Consider the following 21,536-nt stretch of genomic DNA (forward strand, 5'->3'; position numbering starts at 1 on the left):
GAATCACCATGGAATGGGTTCAAGCAGCAAATACTAGACCCGACAAGGTTATTCTTCAGCTTCATGGTGGGGCTTATGTCCGCTCTCTTAAAGATAATGGAATAACGTATAGGCGTGCAGCGGTGAAGTATGCTGAGATCAGCGGTGCCGGGGTATTAACTGTTGATTACCGGGTTGCTCCTCAGCATCCTTTCCCAGCAGCTTTGGAAGACGCTGTATTGGCGTATCGGTGGCTTCTGGAACCAGGTTATGCTCCCGACAACATTATTATTGCAGGAGACTCCGCGGGCGGTGGACTAGCACTTGCGACCGTGCTTTATCTAAGGGATCAGGAATTAGTGCTTCCAGCGGGTGTAATAACCATGTGAGCTTGGACTAACCTTAATTATCGGTTGTTAAAGCCGAGCTATGTGAGCAGTTACAGAGCAGATAATCCTTACATCTCACCAGTCTATGGAGAGTATGGTGGATTTCCACCTCTTTTGATGCAGGTGGGAGGGGATGAGGTGCTGCTTAATGACACTGTTCAAGTGGCACGGAAAGCCAAGGAGTCGGGTGTATCTGTCCAGCTGACAGCTTATCCTGGTATGTTCCATGTGTTTCAGATGCTGTTTCCAGAGCTTGCGGAGGCTAACACTGCGTGGGATGAAGTGGAAGCATTCATAACGGACATTTTTACAAATGGAAGTGATAAAAGTGAGCGTTTTTGACAAGATCAAGCAAGAGATAATGAGTGATCCAATGAATCAATCGTATACACAACGAGGTATCGAGCCTTTATTTAAAGCCTCTAAGGATGCTCGGATTGTTATTGTTGGGCAGGCTCCGGGCAGAAAGGCAGAGGAAACGCGCCTGTTTTGGAATGACTTAAGTGGAGACCGGCTGCGGGAGTGGTTGGGGATGTCGAGAGAGCTGTTTTACAGCACCGACCTTATTGCTCATCTGCCCATGGATTTCTATTTTCCCGGAAAAGGTAGATCCGGAGATCTGCCGCCGAGGAAGGGCTTTGCTGACAAATGGCATCCAAGACTGCTTCAGGAAATGCCCAATATAGAAACAATCATCCTTATCGGCAGTTACTCTCAAAAACACTACTTGAAGGACCGGTGCCGGGAGAATTTAACGGAAACGGTGCGAAACTATCAAAGCTATCAGCCCCTGTACTTTCCATTGGTTCATCCTTCGCCGCTTAATATCGGGTGGTTTAAGCGCAATCCGTGGTTTGACAAAGAGGTCCTACCGGTATTAAGACAGCTGATCGATCGATTGGTCAAGTAAGTTTAAGAGAGCAGGTACAGATTTGGGGAGCCATGGCATAGTTTTCAAGCCGGATGTTAATATTTGCCAAAAAATCTGTAAAGTAGCTTGACCGAGGGAAATAAATCTTTTAAGATTGTGGTGTGAACACGTTCACAAATGTTCCGCCCGGCTCAGTGTACCGCACTGGGTTATTATTATGATATAATTGTGAAAGCGTGCACATGCCGGTTGGTTAGCATGTGGATACTTGCGGAGTCAACTAATTCATGGTAAGATCTAGGTAATAATGGGACCTGTAGGATAGAGCACTATCTGTGAGGAGTATGGTGGGCTTGAGCAAAGAGCACAATAACAAAAAGCGCCGGAAAAATAGTGAAATTCTGTTTAGTGCTTTTGCCTATTTTTCACAAGTAGGCGTTACCATGGCAGCAACAATTTTAGTTGGTGTTTTATTAGGCAAGTATCTAGATCGCTGGTTGGGTACAGAGCCATGGCTGCTGCTGATCTGTTCTTTATTGGGTCTTGGGGCAGCAATCAGGTCTTTGTTGAAGGATTTCTAGGGAGAGTGAAGCCATGAAACTATCTGATATAGCAAGAAGAATGATCACTGCCATCCTGATTATCTCAGCAATCTGCCTGGCAGGCTCTGTAATTTATTACCACTCACTGGCTTTTTTGCCATTTCTACTGGGACTTGTATTGGGTACAGGAGTCAGTGTAGGTAAAGTAATGCTGCTTGAGCGCGCTGTAGATAAAGCGCTTGCTATGGATAAAGGACGAGCGGGAACCTATGTCAGCATGCATCATATCTTGAGGCTCCTGCTTACCGGGGGCGCTTTGCTTATCGCAGCTTTGGTTCCCTGGATCAGCTTGTGGGGCGCAGCTGCAGGCATATTTGCCTACCAGATAGCCCTGTATACGTTCAAGTTTTCACCAAAAGGTGCTAACTTAGAGAAACATTAATGCAGGAGGTGATAGGACATCGATTTACTGAATGTAAAAAATTACGGTGTGATTGAGATTGCGGGTGTTGAAATCTGGATAACAGAAACTCTTGTCAACACTTGGATCATTATGCTGGTCCTCATCGCAATCGCGATTGTAGCCCGGATCAAGCTCAGGAGATTTCAGGAAATCCCGAAAGGATTCCAAAACGCGATTGAGATTATTGTCGAGATGTTTGACAACTTCGCTGTGAATGCTATAGGCTCAACGCTTTCCTATCTTTCACCTTGGTTTTTTGCGGTTTTTGCTTTTATACTCTTCAGTGCTTTGTCCAGTATCTTTGGACTGCGAGCGCCAACGGCTGATTGGGCAACTACATTTGCCCTTGCCCTTGCCACTTTTGTGCTTATGGTTGTCATGGGTCTAAAGTACCGCAAAGGCGCTTATTTAAAAACATATATTGATCCCCACTGGATTTTCTTTCCCATGAATTTAATTGGAGAGCTGGCCAAACCGGTTGCTCTAAGTTTCCGCTTGTTCGGCAATATGCTTTCCGGCACAATTATTCTAACGCTTTACTATGCTTTAACGCCGAAGTTTGTTCAAATCGGCATCCCGGCATTCCTGCACGCATTTTTTGATGTGCTGTTTGGAAGCCTGCAGACTTATATTTTTGTCATCATCAGTCTCATGTTCATCAGAATCGCCGCTGATGATGCCTGGTAACCATTAAGAAAAACTAGAAAACAAAAATGATTGGAGGATTTTTCTATGGAAAATTTAGGTCTGGTAATCGGTATTGTTCACATTGCAGCTGCTATTGCACTTCTTAACGGGTTGTTTACCACATTTGGTCAGGCAAAAGTTGCCAGCCAGGCAATTGAGTCTATGGCAAGACAGCCAGAAGCTGCTGATGATATCAGAAGTGCGATGTTTGTGGGACTTGCTTTTGCAGAGACTTCCGGTATTTACGGTCTATTGATCGCCATTATCATGCTGTTTGCAAATCCACTTGTAAACAGATTATTTGATCTGCTTGGCTGATAATGGGCGGTAGTTTGCAAAAGCGGAGTGAAAGGGGGGCCAATCGAATTTGCATAATCTGATCTTTTTGGCTCAAACAGTTCCCGAAGGACGTTTATTTGGACTTGATTCGCAGACACTGATTCAAATCGGCATCCAACTTCTGAATGCGATAATCCTGGCTGGAGGCTTAGGTTATCTGCTCTATAACCCGGTGAAAGAATTTATGCAGAAGCGGGCAGATCGCATTCAAAACCGAATGGATGAGGCCGAACAGGCAAAGGCCAGAGCTGAACAGTTGATTGCTGAATACAAGGAAAAATTGAAAGAGATTGATCAAGAGCGCTTAGAAATCCTGGAAGCAGCTCGCTTTCAAGCTGTTGAGGAAAGCAAAGCGATTCTAGCTGAAGCTAAATTTGAAGCAGATGAGATAAAAAGAAAGGCGTCCGAAAGTATCGCTGCCCAGCGGGAGCGGCTGAAAGAAGAGTCCCGTCTGTATATTATAGAGGCAGCTTCCCTGATTGCTGAAAAGTATATTGCCCGTACAATTGACGATGCAGTTCAGGATCAGCTGTTCGAGGAAGCCATGGCCCAGCTGGAGGAAGCGCAATGGCAGCATTAACGGATAGATACGCACAGGCTCTGTTAGAACTAGCAGACGAAGAAGGCAGTTTAGAGCAGGATTTAGAGCAGGCAATCGTAGTGAGAGATGCCCTTGACGATGAAGATGTGCAGGCATTTCTTATCCATCCGCATATTCCGGACACTGCTAAGCTAAAGTTTTTCAATGACGCATTTGCCGCTCAGATTTCCGAGCATTTGATGGGCTTTCTGCACCTTGCGGTCAGGAAAAGTCGAGAAGCGCAGATAGTGCCTGCGCTAACTGAATTTATCGAGCGGGTAAAAAGACGCCTGGGACGCATCGAGGCAAAGCTTGTGTCAGCTAAACCGCTTACTGAAGCGCAGATTGAGTCTGTTCGTCAAGCATTAGTTAAGAAAACCAAGATGGAGATCGAGCTTATAACAGCAGTTGATCCTGATGTAATCGGCGGATTCTATATTCTAGTTGACGGAATGATTTTCGATCGGACTGTGAGATCCGAGTTGAATATGATGAAGGAACGTTTGAAGAGGGGAGGTTGCGCATGGTAGTTAAACCAGATGAAATAAGCAGAGTTATTAAGCAGCAGATCAAGTCTTACTCATCGCAGTTAGACTTCTCGGAAGCCGGTACCGTTATCCAGGTTGGTGACGGTATTGCCAGAATACATGGGCTGTATGGCGCCATGAGCGGCGAACTGCTGGAGTTTTCGAACGGTACATACGGAATGGCGCTGAACCTAGATGAAGACACGATTGGCGCAGTTATTATGGGTTCTGACGCTGGAATTAAAGAAGGTGATCCTGTTAAGCTGACCGGAAGAATGGCTGAAGTTCCGGTAGGCGATGGCATGCTCGGTCGTGTGGTTAATGCGCTTGGAGAGCCTATTGATGGCAAAGGTGCTATCGCGGCTGATGGTTACCGCAAGATTGAAAGTCCGGCTCCCAGTGTGATTATGCGTCAAGAAGTTAACCGTCCTCTCCAAACCGGAATCAAAGCTATTGACGCTTTAGTACCGATCGGCAAAGGCCAGAGGGAGTTAATCATTGGCGATCGCCAAACGGGCAAAACGGCGATTGCTGTTGATGCAATCATTAACCAGAAAGATAAAGGTGTCTATTGTGTATATGTAGGAATTGGGCAAAAAGCATCCACCATGGCGAGAATCATTAAAGTCTTAAATGAGACAGGAGCGATGGACTATACAACAGTAGTGCTGTCGACTGCCAGCGATTCAGCTCCACTCCAGTATCTGGCACCCTATTCGGGATGTGCGATTGCGGAAGAGTGGATGTACAAGGGTAAAGATGTATTGGTGGTGTTTGATGATTTGTCAAAGCACGCGGTCGCATATAGGGCGATCAGCCTGCTGCTGCGCCGTCCACCGGGTCGAGAAGCTTTCCCAGGTGACATTTTTTATCTGCACTCGCGGCTCTTAGAGCGGGCGGCTTGTCTAAGCGATGAGCATGGCGGCGGAACTTTAACCGCTTTACCGATTATCGAAACCCAAGAAGGGGATATCTCCGCTTATATTCCCACGAATGTAATTTCGATTACCGATGGTCAGATTTATTTGGAAGCGGATCTGTTTAACCACGGCATCCGTCCGGCAATCAATCCGGGGTTCTCAGTGTCACGGGTCGGAGGTTCAGCCCAGATTCCGGCGATGAAGAAGCTTGCTGGACCGCTTAGGATTGAGTTTGCCCAGTATAGAGAGCTGGCTGCATTTTCTCAGTTTGGGTCTGATCTCAGCCAGGACACTGTTGATCGCTTAAATCATGGTGAGCGGATTATGGAGGTTCTTAAGCAGCCCCAGTATAGACCTATGCCGGTAGAAGACCAGGTGCTGATTCTCTACGCATTGAACAACAATCATTTGAAAGATATTGAGCTTGGACGGATTCTGAAGTTCCAAAGAGACTTAATCAAGTACATTGATAGTCATGCAGCTCATATTAAAGAACAAATTAGAGAAACAGGCGAGATTTCGGAGGAGCTGGAAAAGGAAATTGATGCAGTAATTGCGGAGGTAAAGAAACAGTATAACTACGGATAGGGAGGTACCGATGTGGCTTCGCTGCGAGAGATTAAACAAAGAATAAATAATGTCAGCTCAACAGAGCAGATCGTAAAAGCGATGAACATGATCGCTTCTACAAAGCTGCATAAGGCGCGGGCGCAGTTGGAAGGTGTACGTCCTATCTATCATAAACTAACTCAGACTGTTCAGGAGCTGGGAACTTGTCTAAAAGCTCAAGAACATCCCTTTTTTAAACTAAGAGAAGCTAAGAACTCTTTATATATCGTCTTAACTAGTGATCGGGGTTTTTCTGGTGGTTATAATGCTAATATCATGGCGAAGGCTTTGGAACATATGAATCAAGGAAAAAATGAGAAACTGCTCGTTATTGGTTCCAAAGGCCATGAATACTTTAAAAAGCGGGGCAAGAACATTGTCCGCACGATTACTGATGTAGCGGATGCCCAGGTGTATTATGGTTCAGAAAGTGTTGCCAAGTGGGCAGCAGATTTATATTTGTCCGGCGAAGTTGATGAGGTATTTATCGTTTATACCCAGTTCGAGTCACTGTTAAACTATATCCCCCATGTAGATCGGCTGCTGCCGGCTTTCTCGGATAGTACAGCAGTAGACGACGATGATCGTAAATTCGAACCGGACATTTTCACATACATCGATCATATCATTCCGTTCTATCTGCACATGAGTTTGTTTAGAGCGTTCTCCGAATCGCACACTAGCGAGCAGGCAGCCCGCATGGTTACGATGGATGCAGCCAGAAAAAACGCTGAGGACATGATTGAGGAGCTGACCCGTGTTTTTAACCGTAAGCGGCAGGCAGCGATCACTCAGGAACTCAGTGAGATTGTTGGCAGCGCAGAGGTTTTGAATAATTTTGATTAAAAAGGTGGAAGCACATGACGGCTAAAAATATAGGTAAAATCACTCAGATTATTGGTGCGGTTATCGATATTCGTTTCGAGGACGAATTACCTGCTCTATACAACGCAATTGAGGTACCTTTTGGCGGCGATAAAATCGTGCTGGAAGTCATGCAGCATGTAGGCGATCACTCGGTGCGATGCATTTCCATGCATCCTACCGATGGCTTAAAACGTGGTATGGAAGCCATTGACACCGGAGCACCTATCGCCGTGCCGGTTGGTGAAGCGGTTCTCGGCCGCATGCTCAATGTTTTGGGAGAGCCGATTGACAACGAACCGAGTATCGAATCCGCAGAATACTGGCCTATTCATAGAGAACCGCCAAAGTTTACAGAGCAGATTGCTCAGCCGGAAATGCTCGAAACAGGAATCAAAGCGATTGATCTGCTCTGCCCATTTTCTAAGGGCGGCAAAATCGGTTTATTTGGCGGTGCAGGTGTAGGAAAAACAGTCCTGATCATGGAATTGATTAACAGTATTGCCAAGGAACACGGCGGCTATTCTGTGTTCGTCGGTGTAGGGGAGCGTACCCGTGAGGGCAACGACCTCTATCACGATATGAAAAACTCCGGGGTTATTGAGAATACTGCTCTTATCTTCGGTCAAATGAATGAACCCCCTGGTGTGAGAATGCGGGTTGGCCTGAGTGGTCTGACCATGGCTGAGTATTTCCGGGATGAAAAGCAGCAGGACGTGCTGCTGTTTATTGATAATATTTTCCGCTTTGTCCAAGCTGGCTCTGAGGTTTCGGCGCTGTTGGGACGCACCCCCAGTGCTGTAGGCTACCAGCCGACGCTGGCCAATGAGATTGGTGCGTTACAGGAGCGGATTACCTCGACAAAGTCAGGTTCCATTACCTCGGTGCAGGCGATTTATGTTCCTGCCGACGACTTTACCGATCCGGCTACCGCCACTACATTTGCTCACTTGGATGCGATGACTGTTTTATCTCGAGCCATTGTTGAGCAGGGTATCTATCCAGCGATTGATCCTCTTAACTCTTCATCGCGGATTCTTGAAGCCAGTATTGTCGGTTCCGAGCATTACCGGGTTTCTCAGGCTGTAAGGAGTATTCTGCAGCGGTATAAAGATCTGCAGGATATCGTAGCAATCTTAGGAATGGATGAACTATCTGAGGAAGATAAGCTGATTGTTAATCGAGCCCGAAAGATTCAGCGCTTCCTGTCTCAGCCCTTCTATGTTGCTGAGAAATTTACGTCGATTCCGGGACGCTATGTGCCGGTGGGTGAAACAATTCGCGGCTTTAGAGAGATTATTGAAGGTGCGCACGATGAGATCCCTGAAGGATATTTTCTCAACGTGGGTACTATCGATGAGGTAGTGGAGAAATACAAAAGCGCTCGAGGTGGTTGATCATGAAAAAAATCGAGCTTAAAATAACCACTCCTCGGGGACTTAAATTCGAGGAAGAAGCCGATATGGTGGTTATGCGCTGTATCGACGGTGACTTGGGAGTGCTGCCCGGTCACGAACCCATTTCTACAGTACTCGGCGATGGAATACTGCGGATTCATAACAATGGTTCGATTAAAAAACTTGCTCTCTTTGGCGGCATTGCTCAAATCAGTCCAACATCGGTAAACATTTACAGTACCATTGCTCAAAAACCTGATGAAATTGACCGTGAACGGGCTGAACGCGATCTGCAGGATGTTCAGGCTACCATCATGGAAGAAAAGGAAGAACATCAAATCCGCAGACTGCAGGTGATGATGCGCCGCTCATTGGTTAGAATTGAAGTCAGCTCTCATGTAAGTGAATCACCTGACTATGATATTTCAGAATCTGATTCATAAAGGGGATGCTGTCAGATAGGCGGGATGGCAGTGATTGAGAGGTATATTTATGCCGTGATCAGCGAGGTCCCGGCAAAATCCAGAGTTGAGGTCAGCAGTAAACTGCGGGAGTCAATTAACACTCGGATTCTTATGGCGGACAAGAAGCTCCCTGAAGATGAGGTGATCCGCCAGGTATTAGTTGATCTGGGAGATCCCATAGAATTAGCGGAGCGATATCAGGGAAAAAAGCGGTATTTAATTGGACCCCGTTATTATCATCAATATATATCGGTGCTGATAGTTTTTGCACTTGCTCTGCTGCTTGGGATCGCAGCCGCCGCCGGAATGGAGACAGCGCTGTCCGGAGGCAGTATCAAAGCAGCTGCTAAAGACTATGTGATTTCGCTGCTGACTTCACTTGTCGCAGGAGCAGCCCTGATAACACTTATCTTTTCGCTGTTGGATTACCGGGAAAGGAAACCAGAACCAGATTCAGAACTGAGCGAATGGGATCCAGCCCGGCTTCCGGAACTACCCCATGAGAAGGCTTTAATATCCTGGCGGGAATCACTCGTTTCGATCTTTATTACTTCGCTGTTTGCACCGATATTTTGGTACTTGGCGGACCTGACCGGAATCGGGTTGAAACCAGCTGTATTAATCATATTTATCTTGAACATATTTATCGAGCTGATCAAAATTGTTAAAGGTCGATGGACTAGAAAAACAGCTGCAGTCGTTTCTGCGATGAATACACTTTCTACAGTATTGTTTATTTGGATTATCCATGAACTATCAGAATGGATTGGTGATGGTCTGCAGCAGTTTGTCCAGTTTGACCCAAAGCTTTTTATCCAACTAAAACTGATTTCTATCACTGCAATCATCATCCTTACCGCGCTGGAAGCGGGTATAGCATTATATAAAGGGTTTAGATATGACGAACCAAAAGGATTGAAGCAAGAAAGCAGCCTGGTCCAATGACTTAGCTGCTTTTCTATTTATTCTTGTTTATACAAGTTGGGGTACCCTCTGCTTTGAACGGCCAATTTGGGTGTTATCGGTCTTGCGGTCCCTTAACGATTCAACCGGATGAGCCTCAATTTCTGAGCGGTAATCCCGGCCATATTTACGCTGGTGCTCCATAATAACGGTGTGGCTCGGCACCATGTTGACATTATTGTTGACCGCATTTTGATACCAGAAAAAGCCGTGGTATTCAGGCAGGTCGTAGATAGGTTTTAGGTGCTCGTAATCAGCTGTCAACTCAGTTTGATTGCTCATCACTTGGCGGACATATTGTTTGGTGTCATGGAACTTAAGCAGTTTCGGGAAGGGGCCCGGTACAACAGCACTCCAGTGCTTGTTTTCATATATTGCTAGGAGATCGGCTGCCCGATGGAGATGTGCTATTTCCTGTTCCAGATGGGATTCCCAGATCATCTTGATGTTTGGGTCGATCTCATCCTGATAGAACGAGTAGTAGAGATAGCACTCCATGTACTGGTGCAGCAGGAGGTTTTCCAGCCAAGTGCAGTTAGGATCGAGCAGCGAGCCGTATTGACTGACATGCTGCTCTTCGATCATGGCAATTTCCTGATACAGCTGGCGGCCGAGATCATTGTAGTAGGTTGAGCCGATGTTCATATAGAAGTTCATGGTCTGCTGTTCAGCGGCAGTGATGATTAAAGTGTTGAGTTTGGTTTGGATGTCAGCGGTTTTAAAGTCTACATAAAAGCGAACTGCTTCGTTCGGGTGGCGGTGCTCAGAGATTGTGGGGCGCCCGGGAGTGATTTCCACGTATTCCTGCACAAGATTATGAGCAGGAACGTTTTTATCCATGTGAAGCAGATTAGCATAGCGGTAAAGGTGGTCAAAGTCCTCCAACAGAGCGAAGTCCAAGGTCTGCTTAACATAAGGATTTGGCTCATTCTGAGCTAACCACGCGGTTAAGTCAACAGCTAAATGCTCATAGCCGATGGTTGTTTCCAGAGGAGTTTCATCAATTGGGGACAACCAGTTGATCCGTTTTTGCTGCTGTTGTTCCGAACGGCGCATGAATGCTAAATCACGTCGGAGCTCATTGTTAGTGCAGTTGCGGTGGAATTGATGCAGAAACAGCACTGACTCAACTTCTATTCCATTCATGAGGATAACTCTGGTTTTGGTATAAGGGTCAACATTCATTTTTGAATATGGTTTGGGATAGATTGTTTCCCAATCCATGATTGCATCGCCAAGCAGAATCGGTTTTTGGTCAAAGGGATTAAACATTGCTTCAACTCCTTTTTACAATTGATGTTACTGTCTCACCGTTGGCCGGAACATGTCGAGAAATCCCAGCACGATATGGGCTAATCCAAATCCTAACACTCCGGCTGCGAACTCGCCGGGAAGCATAAAGTATCCGATCGCGGTAACAACCACTCCTAATATCAGAACAACCCAGCTGGTTGCCATTCCATTCACTGCAATCACCTCCATCGTTAATTTTTCCTTGAAATGCTGTTTTAATACAAGCTCTGCAATCTCTTCTAGAAAATAAAGGTTTTTCAGCTGTTAAATATAATTAACAACTGGGGATTATTATTTAGATTTTAAAGAAGGAGAGAGAGCAATGATTGTTGTTGCCCAAGATGGAAGCGGAGATTTTCAAACCATTCAAGAAGCGATTAATCACATACCTGAGGATAACTCAACAAGAACAATCATTCAGGTCAAAAAAGGCAGATACCATGAGAAACTGCATATTGACAGAAGATTGATTACGCTCAAGGGTGAAGGCATGGAAACGGTTATTACCTACGATGACTGCGCCCTCAAAAGATGGCCGGATGGAAAAAAATACGGAACATTCAATTCTTACACAGTTCTGATTACTGGGGATGATTTTCTTGCCGAGGACATCACCTTTGAGAACGCTGCGGGACCAGGAAAGATAGCGGGACAAGCTTTGGCAGCTTATATTGATGCGGATCGGGTGGTGTTTAGAAACTGCCGGTTTTTGGGGCATCAAGATACGATTTTTACCGGTCCTCTGCCGCCGGTTACCGGCAATGGTGACTTGTTTGACAGTCCACGCGAGGGAATGCCGCGGAAAAAGGGCAGACACTATTATGAAAACTGCTTCATCGCCGGCGATGTGGACTTTATATTTGGCGGTGCCACTGCGGTATTCTACAACTGCGAGCTGTTCTCTCACGACCGCCATACTGGGTATATTACAGCGGCTTCTACTCCTGAAGGCGAGAAATATGGTTATGTGTTGATTAACTGCAAGCTTACGGGAGATGCCCAGCCGGAAACGGTCTATCTCGGCAGGCCTTGGCGGGATTACGGCAGGACAGTGTTCATTAACACCTATATGGGAGAGCACATCAAACCTGAAGGGTGGCATAACTGGAGCCGCCCGGAGCGGGAACAGACTACGTTTTATGCTGAGTACAAGAGTTATGGTCCGGGGGCGAAAATGGATCAGCGAGTACCGTGGGCCAAAATTCTGACCGATGAAGAAGCCAAAGAGTATACTGTGGAAAATGTGCTAGCTGGAGATGACGGCTGGAATCCACGGGTGCAGTAACAAGTTAACCCCCTCAGTTGAGGGGGTCAGTTTTTGAATTTTATGCTAAGATTTCTATATAACCTTCAGTACCATTGACTCGAATCTTCTGCCCGTCTTTGATGAGCTTGGTAGCATTTTCAACCCCTACGACGGCAGGCAAGCCGTATTCGCGGGCAATGACCGAACCATGGGTCATCAATCCACCGACTTCAGTTACCAATCCCTTGATTGATAAAAACAACGGTGTCCATCCTGGATCAGTATAAGTGGTTACCAAAATATCACCCTCTTCCAGGGCAGCTGTTTCCAGATCGTGAATAACACGAGCTCTGCCTTCGACTTTGCCAGAAGATACGGCTAGTCCGGGAAGAACGTTACTTGGTAAGTTTGATTGTTGGTGGTATTCACCGACAATGATTTCACCTTCCGATGTCATCACCCGGGGTGGCGTAAGCCGCTCGTAAATATGATACTCGGCTTTGCGCTGGCGAATCAGATTCTGATCTAAGGTCTGGGTGCGCACTGTTTGGCAAAGTTCGTCAAATGTGAGGTAGAAGATGTCATCTTTGCTGTGGATAATTCCTACCTGAACCAGCTTTTCGGCTTCTTTTAATAAAGCCTGCTTGTAGATGAAATAGCGGTTGATCATATGGTATTTCGGATATTCACGATAGCCGCACAAACTGCGAAATATGCCGATGATTGACTTGGTTTTTTCAGCTTTGTTTTTACCATCGGGCAGTTTCTGCAGGCGTGTTAGGATTTCTTGTTCCTTTTCCTTGGCTTCCTGCAGTCGTTGATTAAAAACTCGGCGGCGAGCGTTTGATTCAAAGTTTTTCAGACTGCTGAGAATCAGAGGTAATAGGGTGAGCGGCTTCTCAGCCCAGCGTTCTCTGCTGATATCGATTTCACCTGGACAGCGCATGCCATATTTAGCCAGATAGGCATTGATGGCGTTTTTCACTTCGGTTCCACCCGGAAATCGCTCTAGCTGTTCTAAAAAGTTTTCGTCCTTGGTCTGCTGCAGGTAGGATGATATTTCCGGATAGGGGCGAATCGCATCGGCAACATCCAACAGCTCTAAACCCATACTGGCTGTGATGTTGTTTGGCACAGAGCGGCTTAAAATATCCGCAGTGTTCTTTTCACCTAACCAACCTTCCAGCTTTGAATTGAGCCAGTTCGCAGCATTCATTGCGGTAGTAATTACATTTATGCTCTGGGGTTCGAATAAAAACTGCTGCAGTTCCTGGATGTCTTCTAAAATGAATTCAAATAAATCAGTACCTGATTTTAAACGGATTTTCTGCTTTAGCTTTGCAATAAGCGTCTGCCCCCGCTTGATCAGCTGAGTTACAATCTCAGGGTCAATTTCCCTGATTGGCGGAGAATTCGCCGCTGTTGGTATTGGCTGGGATTCAATTTTTGGATCTGCGATTAAATCTTTTCGCTCAGCGACCGTGAGAAGTGCATCTTTGATCAATGGATCGGATTCACCCAGCTTTAATAAGGCTTCCCTTCCAGCAGGAGAAGCAAAATTCTTAGTGACATCTACAAATAATCGACCGCCGGCAGTGTACATGGGGGCACGCGTAGTCAGCAGATAAAATGATAATCCTAGTGGTTTAATTGGATCAGTCATCATTTGTTGATGTCCCACGGATACAAAGATTCGGCTTCCCTGATTGTCAGCAGCTGGAATAGGGAAGAGAGTGGTAATCGGTCTGCTCTGCACTAGATAAAAACAGTCATCGGCTAAACACCACTCAATATCTTGAGGACAGCCAAAATGAGCTTCAACTTGTCTGCCGATCTGCGCAAGCTCTATGATTTGCTGATCGTTAAGTACCTGCCTCTGGCGTTTCCTCATTGAGATGATCGTGCTGCTTCGTACTTTATAGTTATCGGGATTGATCTGCCCGGAAACAATGCGCTCTCCAAGCCCTAAACAGGCATCAATTGATAAAATGCTGCGGTTACCGGTGGCAGGATCAGCGGTAAACATGATACCTGACGCCTGTGGATTGATCATTTTTTGGATGATTACCGCCATCGCTGCTGTGTGGTTTTTGACCTTGTTCTGCAGACGATACGTTACCGCCCGTTCCGTAAACAATGAAGCCCAGCATTTTTTGATGTGTTTAAGTATTGCTTTTCTGCCGCTGACGTTGAGGTATGTATCATACTGGCCTGCAAAAGAAGCTGTTGGCAGATCCTCTGCAGTAGAACTGGATCGAACTGCATAGGCTTGGTTTTCCCCAAAGTGCGAGATCATTTCAAATATTTCCTTCACAACATCCTGAGGTATTGGAGTCACTTCGATTAAACTCCGGATCTCGCTGCTGATCCAGCGAATTCTGTCCATATCGTTTAAACCACAACCATCTAAGCTGGCTGTAAGTTTCTTAATCGGTGCTGATTCCTTGAAGGCCGCTGTAGTGATACAAAAACCATCAGGCACTTGGATGCCTTTAATTTGGTGAAGTTCCCCCAGATTAGCCGCCTTATGCCCCACATATTTGTGATCCGCTTTGGTGAGAGCTTTCAGGTCGAGTACGCACATATTCATTAGGAATACCTCCAAATTAGATCAGATACGTCACTGCGCATTTTATTGTAACACCGACATGTTGGAATAAACAGTCTATAAATCAATTTTTGCCTATGGTACAATTAAGGTGGGGGAGTAATGATTCTCGAGCAGGCTGGGCACAATGCCCAGCCCCTTTTTTTACTAAAGAAACAGCAGTAATGCAATGATTAGGATAAGCACCAATATAATAAAGAGCACTAGTGCAGGATCTATCTCTTGAGCTTCTAATTGGTAGCGCACCTGAGCGATGGCAAAATCTGAAGGTCCATTGATCTGAACCCGATTGATGGGCAGATCTGGAGACGTGCTGCTAAGAGCAAACAACCGGGCTCCCGCATCACCATCGACCATACGGGATACTCCGCCAAGCAGAATGTTGTCGTTGTAGAAGTCGACTGTAAATGTGTTTGTTCCGAATGGAGCAGGTTCCAGCTCGAATCCGAAGATGGTCACTGGAGCAGACAGTATTAGTGTCAGCGTATTTCCATCGCGGTACAAAACGTCTGGATTAGCACTTTCTGACTCCGGTGGAGATGACCAGGTAGCCCAACCAGTGGGAACAGGGCCCGCCTTCTCTAAAGGGTCGCTGAAAGTAACAGTCAGAGTGCCGTCAGTGATAGAATTGTGCATGCTGCCAAAATCTAGTTGAGAAATATCAATTTTGGTAGTGGCATCTAGGTACGCTTGATCAGGGTTAGTAATTGGGCTGATGGCTGTTGGCTGTATAATCTGTGCTGGAGCTGGTGCAGCTTGTACGTGAGCAGTTAAGTTATTCATTAGTTATTCACCTCCCTCTTGGAGTGATAGTTATAAACCCTTCTATGCAGCTTGAGACTCTTGTTCAATGTCTTTGGTTAGAGTAATAATAACGCAAGGAGCAGAATCAAAAACAGTAAAGCTAAGAGCAGCAGCGTCTCGTTAATTCCCTGATCCATCTGGTAGCGCGCCTGAGCGATGGCAAATTGGTCCGGTGCAGTGATCACTGCACGGTTGATCGGGAGATCCGGGGGAGTGCTCTCTAATGCAATCAGCCTGGCTCCTGCATTGCCGTTGACCATTCGAAAAATGCTGTCAAGCAGGGTGTTGTTATTGTAAAAATCTACAGTAATGTTCTGCAATCCAAAAAAGAATGGTTCGAGCTCGAATCCGAAGATGGTTACCGGGGACGACAGAATCATGGTGAGATTATTTCCTTCGCGATACAAAACGTCTGGATTAGCACTTTCTGACTCTGGTGGAGATGACCAAGTAGCCCAACCATCAGGAACAGGCCCCAGCTTTTCTACAGGATTGCTGAAAGTAACAGTAAGAGTGCCATCTGTAATGGAATTGTATAAGCTGCCAGAATTTAACTGAGAAATATCTATTTTAGTTGTGGCATCCAGGTACGCTTGATCAGGATTAGGGATTGGACTAATTGCTGTCGGCTGCACATCCTGGGCGACAGTACGTGGGGATACCGATAAATTGTTGTTCATTTAGGATTCACCTCCTTTTATTGATGGGGGTTTTGCATACCTATATTATGTTGGGGTATCGAGTTCTGCGCTGAGCTTGTACTCCCATTTTTTCTATAACCGCTCGTTCGTCCTAAAGTTTAAACAGAATATATCAAAATTAACAAATGCAAAACTGTCAAAGTGATCTGGGTCACAGCAATTTTTTTTGATATAGCCTATAATTAGCTTGTAACTAAGGATATTACCCAGCTTCTCAGCTTACGTTATGAATAGGAAGGTGAGTATGATATGAAGGAGAACTTATTCTTGCGAGAAGAAATGGCCAAAGCCTGGGAAGGTTTTACTCCGGGAGCGTGGTCTGAAGAGATTAATGTGCGGGACTTCATTCAAAAAAACTACACTCCATACGAGGGCGATGAAGGGTTTCTGTCAGGTCCGACTGAAAACACCGCAAGCATTATGGAAAAAGTTAATGAGCTGATCCAAAATGAGGTCAAAAACAAGACCATTAGTGTTGATTTAGAGCGCTTCAGCGGTATTGACAATTTTGACCCGGGTTATATTGATAAAGATAAAGAGGCAATTGTCGGTCTCCAGACAGATGAGCCGATGAAGCGGATCATGAACCCATATGGCGGCTGGCGGATGCTGAAAAGCTCCCTGGAAGCCTATGGTCTCGAAATTGATCCGGAACTAGAAGCACGCTTCAACGAATACAGAAAAACCCATAACCAGGGCGTATTTGATGCGTATACAACTGAAATGAGAAAAGTGCGCACTGTAGGACTGCTGACTGGTCTTCCTGATGCTTATGGCCGCGGCAGAATTATCGGTGATTACCGCCGTGTAGCTCTTTATGGTATCGACTACCTCAAAGAAATGCGCATGAAAGATAAGGGAAATTTAACCGGTCCGGCTACTGAAGAGATTATCAGACTCCGGGAAGAGCTTACAGAGCAGATTCGCGCTTTAGATGAGATAAAATCGATGGCTGCCAAGTATGGTTTTGATATCGGCAGACCTGCCTACAACGCCAAAGAAGCAGTTCAGTGGCTGTATTTCGGTTATCTTGCTGCTGTTAAAGAAAACAACGGCGCAGCTATGAGTATTGGCAGAAACACCACTTTTCTGGATATTTATCTGGAACGAGATCTGAAAAAAGGTTTAATCGATGAAAAAACTGCTCAAGAACTCATTGACCAGCTGGTAATTAAGCTGCGTTTGGTCAGACATCTGAGAACTCCTGAGTACGACCAGCTGTTTGCAGGAGACCCAACTTGGGTAACCGAATCCATTGGTGGTATGGGTGAGGACGGCAGAACTCTAGTAACCAAAACTGCTTTCCGCTTCCTCCATACCCTGATCAATCTGGGAACAGCTCCAGAACCGAACATGACTATTCTATGGTCAAACGATCTGCCGAGGGCATTTAAAGAGTACTGCGCGTATATGAGCATTAAGACTGACTCCATTCAGTATGAAAACGATGATCTGATGCGGCCGATCTATGGCGATGATTACGCTATTGCCTGCTGCGTATCGGCGATGCGGGTAGGTAAGGATATGCAGTTCTTCGGTGCCAGAGCTAATCTAGCTAAAGCACTGCTCTATGCTATCAACGGCGGACATGATGAAATTAAAACTGAGAAGAACTCCGATAAACCAATGCATGTTCTTCCCGGCATTGCCATGAACAACCAAGATGTTCTGGATTACGATACAGTTTGGGAAACCTTCAAACAGGTTATGGATCAATTGGCGGAGATCTATGTAAACACAATGAACACCATTCACTATATGCATGACAAGTATGCGTATGAGGCTGGTCAGATGGCTCTGCATGATGCAGATGTGCACAGATTCATTGCTTTCGGCATCGCTGGCCTGGCAATTGTTGCCGACTCGCTGTCTGCCATTAAATATGCCAAGGTTAAACCTATCCGCAATGAGCATGGGATTGCAGTAGACTTCGAAGTCGAAGGCACCTTCCCTCGCTATGGCAATGATGATGACCGTGTTGACCAGATCGCTGTTGAAGTGAACGAGTATTTCATGGAAGCATTGAGAAGACATCCGGCGTACAGAAACGCTGAGCATACACTTTCGCTTCTGACTATTACTTCGAACGTTGTCTACGGCAAGAAGACCGGAACTACTCCGGATGGCCGCAAGAAAGGTGAACCGTTCTCGCCGGGTGCAAACCCAATGAATGGAGCAGACACCAACGGTGCGCTGGCTTCGCTGAACTCAGTCGCTAAGCTTCCTTACAAACATGTTAACCAAGACGGTATTTCTAACACCTTCACCATCGTACCGGATGCATTAGGCAAGAACATGGCTGAGCGGGTAACCAATCTGACTAACATTCTCGATGGTTACTTTAATCAAGGTGCATTCCACCTGAACGTCAACGTTCTCGATCGAGAGCTGCTGATTGATGCTATGGAAAATCCGGATAAATATCCGAACCTAACAATTCGGGTATCCGGCTATGCTGTAAGATTCAATCGTCTTGAGAGAGAACAGCAGCTGGATGTTCTCAACCGAACATTCCATGAGGCTTTTTAGCTAAAATTGACTTAGAAAGAGGGGACATAAAATGCAGGGATATATCCACTCGATTGAAACCATGGGCTTGGTAGATGGCCCGGGGACACGCACGGTCTTTTTCCTGCAGGGCTGTCCCCTTCGCTGCGCCTTCTGCCATAATCCTGACACTTTAAAAAGGGTAGGGGGCCGCGCCATGACTCCCGAGGAAGTTGTAAAGCTTGTCAGCAGGTATCGCTCCTATTATGGAGAAGAAGGTGGGGTAACCTTTTCAGGTGGCGAACCGCTGCTGCAGGGAGAGTTCGTGTACGAATGCTTGAAACTGCTTAAGCGGGAAGGTTATAATACATGTATAGATACCTCTGGGTTTGGCAATCCACGTTTTAATGCGCAGATCCTTCCATTGGTAGATACCTTGATTTTGGATGTCAAGGCCTTTGATCGCCAAAGTTTTCTGGATTTGACTACTATCGATGGATTTGACGCATACCTGGATTTTCTTGCCAGCTTAGATCGTAATGGTTTTAATGGGCAGATCTGGGTGCGTCATGTTATGGTTCCTGGTCTAACAGATAATAAAGAGTCGATGGAGAAGTTTATTCAAATCATTAAGCCTATTCGCAACAAAGTGGACCGGATCGAGATCTTGCCCTACCACACCTCAGGGGTAAAGAAATACCACGAATTGGGAATACCCTATCGTCTTGAGGGAGTAGAGCCTATGGATAAAAAGCGAGCTAAAGAGTTTGAGATTTATGCGAATAAACTTTTTGCAGATGAACTGCGGCAGGAGCGCGCAGACAGGGAGAAGATTAGGCAGGAGAAGTTTAAAGAGCTGAAGGAAAGAGAAGTAGCCTCTGAACAGGAAAAAGCGGAGGTATTTCAAGCTCTGCGTGGGCTTCCTCTCTTAAACGATGTTGACGAAGTTGATGTTGAGGCTGTGTTCAACGAAGTGATCCTATCGAATATCAAGGCTGGAGAGCTGATCTTTAAAACTGGCGACCCACCTGACTTTATGTACCTGATTTACGAGGGTCAGATGAAGATCTATGTCAACACAGTTGATGGAGAAGAGCAGATCTTCTATATTTACCGGGATGGGGACTTTGTGGGGGGACTTAATCTTCTAGTTCAGACTCCTTACCGGTATATTGGTCAAGCTTTGACCGACTGTAAGGTAGTAGTAATTCCTAAGGCTACCTTCGACCGATATTTCTACAATTCTCCGGTAGTGCTCCGCAGTGTATTAGTAAAAAGCTTCGAAAGAATTCGCTGGGCAGAAGAATTGATTCAAAGACTGGCAACCAGCAATGCTTCTATGAAAACAGCCGGACTGCTCTTAAAACTTGTGAAGCGGATCGGGGTGGAAACCGAGGAAGGCATTAGGCTGGAACTGTCCATGAGTCGGGAAGAGCTGGGTAACTATTCCGGACTGAGACGGGAGACAATCACTAGAAAGCTTGGCGAGTTCAAAGAATTGGGCTATATTGAATTGATCGGAAACAGAGTAATCATTGTAAAGGATATAGAAGCCCTAGAAAGATATGTGCTGTAATAAAAATAGGAGGTGGTCACCAGCGTAGTGGCCACCTTTTTTCTGTTAGGCATCGGCCTTAAGTACCACTTTAATGGCATTGTCGCGCCGCTCTTCAAAGATATCATATGCTTCAGCAACTTTGGTCAGCGGCAGCGTATGGGTGATTAATGGCCGCATATTAATTTTACCTGCTCTAATTAGCTTGATTAACTCAGGAATTCGATTGGCATTCAGGAGTCCCATTCTGATGGTGATGTTTTTGATCCAGAGCTTATTCATTTCTACAATCTGGGGTTTTTCAAAAACGCCGATGATTGAGACTGTGCCGCTGGGTCGAACGCTGTTAATAGCTCCTTTAAATGTAGGTTCAAAACCATTGGCTTCGATAGTCACATCGGCGCCCCGGCCGTCGGTCATGTCTCTCAGTTCCTGCACAACATCAACTTTGTTTGGATTAAGGCCAACATCAGCCCAGCCGTGTTTAAGGGCAAACTCCAGGCGGGAATCATCGATATCCACAGCAACAATTCTGGACGGTCCCCAGAGGCGGGCTGTGGCCATGGCGCACATTCCCACAGGGCCAGAACCGAACACGGCGATGGTGTCACCTGGTTGGATTTTGCCGGATTCAGCGCCGAAGTATCCTGTCGATAGAATATCCCCTACAAACAAGACATCTTCATCCTCCAGATCATTAGGAATCAAGTGCATTCCGGAGTCTGCATATGGTACCCGAACATAATCAGCTTGGCAGCCGTCGATCATATATCCGAAGATCCAGCTGCCGTTTTCGCACTGAGAATAAATGCCCCGGCGGCAGTAGAAGCATTCCATGCACTGAGTAACGCATGATACGGCAACACGGTCTCCAGGTTTGAATCTGGTGACTGACGAACCGACTTCCTCTACAATTCCACAGAATTCATGCCCAATGATCCGGCCCGGTTCTACCTCTGGAAGTCCGCCGTGGCGGATGTGTTTATCAGTCCCGCAGATAGTAGAAGTGGTGACTTTTACAATGGCATCGGTAGGCTGTTGAATTATCGGCTTAGAAACCATTTCGAGACTCATCTTTTCCGGACCGTGATAAACGAAAGCCTTCATTTCTGCCATACCTTAAACCTCCTTGTACAATGGTGATGCAGACATACCATGTTAATCAAAGTCATTGACCTTTGACAACCACATAGGAATTCCACTTCAGACAGTCTAATCTTCTCGTAACGGTAGGGCGTTCCGTCGAAC

Annotated in this window: 21 protein-coding genes and 1 pseudogene; 16 read left to right on the forward strand and 6 right to left on the reverse strand. The window is 46.0% G+C overall.

Annotation, left to right across the window (positions count from 1 at the left end; genetic code table 11):
* Positions 1-8 precede the first annotated feature (8 nt).
* The 13 genes and pseudogenes from GX019_05475 (at position 9) to GX019_05535 (ending at position 9,576) form a co-directional block, all read left to right on the forward strand.
* Positions 9-710 (forward strand): annotated as a pseudogene (locus GX019_05475) (alpha/beta hydrolase).
* Positions 682-1,278 carry a uracil-DNA glycosylase family protein gene (locus tag GX019_05480; GenBank protein HHT36611.1) on the forward strand — a complete coding sequence of 199 codons (597 nt, stop codon included), beginning with the start codon at positions 682-684 and terminating at the stop codon, positions 1,276-1,278. Before GX019_05475 ends, GX019_05480 begins: the two are co-directional and overlap by 29 nt.
* Positions 1,279-1,583: 305 nt before the next feature.
* A complete protein-coding gene (locus GX019_05485; GenBank protein HHT36612.1) occupies positions 1,584-1,820 on the forward strand; it encodes an AtpZ/AtpI family protein in 237 nt (78 codons plus the stop codon).
* 13 nt (positions 1,821-1,833) lie between these two features.
* A complete protein-coding gene (locus tag GX019_05490) occupies positions 1,834-2,223 on the forward strand; it encodes a hypothetical protein (protein HHT36613.1) in 390 nt (129 codons plus the stop codon).
* A gap of 48 nt (positions 2,224-2,271) precedes the next feature.
* On the forward strand, positions 2,272-2,931 hold the full coding sequence (locus tag GX019_05495; protein HHT36614.1) for a F0F1 ATP synthase subunit A: 660 nt from the start codon (positions 2,272-2,274) through the stop codon (positions 2,929-2,931).
* Between the two features lie 45 nt (positions 2,932-2,976).
* Positions 2,977-3,249 carry an ATP synthase F0 subunit C gene (gene atpE, locus GX019_05500; GenBank protein HHT36615.1) on the forward strand — a complete coding sequence of 91 codons (273 nt, stop codon included), beginning with the start codon at positions 2,977-2,979 and terminating at the stop codon, positions 3,247-3,249.
* 49 nt (positions 3,250-3,298) lie between these two features.
* Positions 3,299-3,850, forward strand: a complete 552-nt coding sequence (locus GX019_05505; GenBank protein ID HHT36616.1) for an ATP synthase F0 subunit B — start codon at positions 3,299-3,301, stop codon at positions 3,848-3,850.
* The gene (gene atpH, locus GX019_05510) at positions 3,838-4,380 is read left to right on the forward strand and encodes an ATP synthase F1 subunit delta (protein HHT36617.1); all 543 of its coding nucleotides are present in this window, start codon (positions 3,838-3,840) and stop codon (positions 4,378-4,380) included. Before GX019_05505 ends, atpH begins: the two co-directional genes overlap by 13 nt.
* Positions 4,374-5,885 (forward strand): F0F1 ATP synthase subunit alpha, encoded by a 1,512-nt coding sequence (locus GX019_05515; GenBank protein ID HHT36618.1) that lies wholly within the window; start codon positions 4,374-4,376, stop codon positions 5,883-5,885. Before atpH ends, GX019_05515 begins: the two co-directional genes overlap by 7 nt.
* A gap of 12 nt (positions 5,886-5,897) precedes the next feature.
* Positions 5,898-6,752, forward strand: a complete 855-nt coding sequence (atpG, locus tag GX019_05520) for an ATP synthase F1 subunit gamma (GenBank protein ID HHT36619.1) — start codon at positions 5,898-5,900, stop codon at positions 6,750-6,752.
* Between the two features lie 14 nt (positions 6,753-6,766).
* Entirely contained in the window at positions 6,767-8,167 is a 1,401-nt protein-coding gene (gene atpD, locus GX019_05525) for a F0F1 ATP synthase subunit beta (GenBank protein HHT36620.1), read from the forward strand.
* Between the two features lie 2 nt (positions 8,168-8,169).
* Positions 8,170-8,610: an ATP synthase F1 subunit epsilon gene (atpC, locus tag GX019_05530; GenBank protein ID HHT36621.1), complete on the forward strand. Its 441-nt coding sequence runs from the start codon at positions 8,170-8,172 to the stop codon at positions 8,608-8,610.
* Positions 8,611-8,640: 30 nt separating this feature from the next.
* A complete protein-coding gene (locus GX019_05535; GenBank protein HHT36622.1) occupies positions 8,641-9,576 on the forward strand; it encodes a hypothetical protein in 936 nt (311 codons plus the stop codon).
* A gap of 27 nt (positions 9,577-9,603) precedes the next feature.
* On the opposite strand, the gene GX019_05540 is transcribed toward GX019_05535, so the two are convergent.
* A complete protein-coding gene (locus tag GX019_05540) occupies positions 9,604-10,866 on the reverse strand; it encodes a hypothetical protein (protein ID HHT36623.1) in 1,263 nt (420 codons plus the stop codon).
* A 27-nt stretch (positions 10,867-10,893) separates the two neighbouring features.
* Positions 10,894-11,061 (reverse strand): hypothetical protein, encoded by a 168-nt coding sequence (locus GX019_05545; protein ID HHT36624.1) that lies wholly within the window; start codon positions 11,059-11,061, stop codon positions 10,894-10,896.
* Positions 11,062-11,212: 151 nt separating this feature from the next.
* Here GX019_05545 and GX019_05550 point away from each other — a divergent pair, with 151 nt between their 5' ends.
* Positions 11,213-12,172, forward strand: a complete 960-nt coding sequence (locus GX019_05550) for a pectin methylesterase (protein HHT36625.1) — start codon at positions 11,213-11,215, stop codon at positions 12,170-12,172.
* A 40-nt stretch (positions 12,173-12,212) separates the two neighbouring features.
* Here the strand turns inward: GX019_05550 and ppsA are convergent, their stop codons facing one another.
* The 3 genes from ppsA to GX019_05565 form a co-directional block, all read right to left on the reverse strand.
* Positions 12,213-14,723: a phosphoenolpyruvate synthase gene (ppsA, locus tag GX019_05555; protein ID HHT36626.1), complete on the reverse strand. Its 2,511-nt coding sequence runs from the start codon at positions 14,721-14,723 to the stop codon at positions 12,213-12,215.
* 165 nt (positions 14,724-14,888) lie between these two features.
* Positions 14,889-15,524: a hypothetical protein gene (locus GX019_05560; GenBank protein HHT36627.1), complete on the reverse strand. Its 636-nt coding sequence runs from the start codon at positions 15,522-15,524 to the stop codon at positions 14,889-14,891.
* Positions 15,525-15,601: 77 nt separating this feature from the next.
* The gene (locus GX019_05565; GenBank protein ID HHT36628.1) at positions 15,602-16,225 is read right to left on the reverse strand and encodes a hypothetical protein; all 624 of its coding nucleotides are present in this window, start codon (positions 16,223-16,225) and stop codon (positions 15,602-15,604) included.
* A 300-nt stretch (positions 16,226-16,525) separates the two neighbouring features.
* On the opposite strand from GX019_05565, the gene pflB reads away from it, so the two are divergent.
* The gene (gene pflB / locus GX019_05570; protein HHT36629.1) at positions 16,526-18,775 is read left to right on the forward strand and encodes a formate C-acetyltransferase; all 2,250 of its coding nucleotides are present in this window, start codon (positions 16,526-16,528) and stop codon (positions 18,773-18,775) included.
* Positions 18,776-18,806: 31 nt separating this feature from the next.
* Positions 18,807-20,309: a pyruvate formate lyase-activating protein gene (gene pflA / locus GX019_05575; protein HHT36630.1), complete on the forward strand. Its 1,503-nt coding sequence runs from the start codon at positions 18,807-18,809 to the stop codon at positions 20,307-20,309.
* Between the two features lie 45 nt (positions 20,310-20,354).
* On the opposite strand, the gene GX019_05580 is transcribed toward pflA, so the two are convergent.
* Positions 20,355-21,395: an alcohol dehydrogenase catalytic domain-containing protein gene (locus GX019_05580; GenBank protein HHT36631.1), complete on the reverse strand. Its 1,041-nt coding sequence runs from the start codon at positions 21,393-21,395 to the stop codon at positions 20,355-20,357.
* Positions 21,396-21,536 lie beyond the last annotated feature (141 nt).

This window comes from Bacillota bacterium (genome assembly GCA_012837335.1).
GTDB lineage: Bacteria > Bacillota > Limnochordia > Darwinibacteriales > DTU012 > DTU012.